The 936-nt window shown below is 31.5% G+C and carries 1 protein-coding gene; it reads left to right on the top strand.

What is annotated here, in order from left to right; all coding sequences use genetic code 11:
• A partial coding sequence (locus tag DMC01_RS14145) for a hypothetical protein (protein WP_185908968.1) occupies positions 1-936 on the top strand: 936 nt, incomplete at both ends.

Here is a 936-nt window from a genome sequence, read left to right as displayed (position 1 = left end):
CTACTCAATCTACCGCTCTTTGTATATAAACCCCAATGAGCTTAAATCCTTAAAAGAGCTTTTAAGCTTTTATACTGAGTATTTAGACGAATTAGTTCCAAGGGCTAAGTTTGAAATTAGAAGAGACTTTGAGTATTTTACCTCAGAAAATTCAAGATCTCATAATGATAAAAATATAAACTCAAAACACCGTTTCAAGCCTCACAATATCTACTTCATAGATAACACAAATTACAATGAAGTAAAAAAGACCTTGCAAGCTCGTTTCAATCAAAGCCTTGCAAAAAGTAAAAACTCATATAACACAAATGATTTAAACGGTTTTAACTATGCCTTCTCTAATGAAAGCGCAAAATTCAAGCAAAACATCTTAATCATCATCGCCCAAAAATTAAAAGAGCAAATTCAACTAACAAAGCCAAAGAATTCTTATCTGTATCTAGTAACTGTAAAGGGAAATGAAATAGATGCTTCTTTTTGTAATGAGATCTTCTTGGATAACACAGAAGAAAATGATGAGAGTGAATTGTTTATGCTGAATTTAGAAGCAAATAATAATTCAAATCCAACCACACAAAATAGCCAAAATAACACAAACAATCCAAATAATCCAACCATCACTTCCCTAGCCACAAAAGAAGTATTGAAACTAGAATCTAATAATTCTACAAATAACCCCACAGAAAAAAGCACAATGTATAATAAGCTCATATACTCCATAGCTAATAGCAATGATTTATTTATCAAAGATAAAGCTTCTAATACAGCACTTATTATATTAAGCAACTATAAATGCTATATTAAAGCATTACAAACCAAGCGCTGCAATAACACTGCTTACATATTAGATTCCACCCTCTATCCTAACAAAATCTACTCTACCTTTGGCATCAAATTAGAGCTTAATCGCCCCCAAGATACTTGTAGCAATGAAGG

The organism is Campylobacter troglodytis, from assembly GCF_006864425.1.
Taxonomy (GTDB): Bacteria; Campylobacterota; Campylobacteria; order Campylobacterales; family Campylobacteraceae; genus Campylobacter_D; species Campylobacter_D troglodytis.
This window is presented reverse-complemented; position numbering and strand designations above follow the sequence as displayed.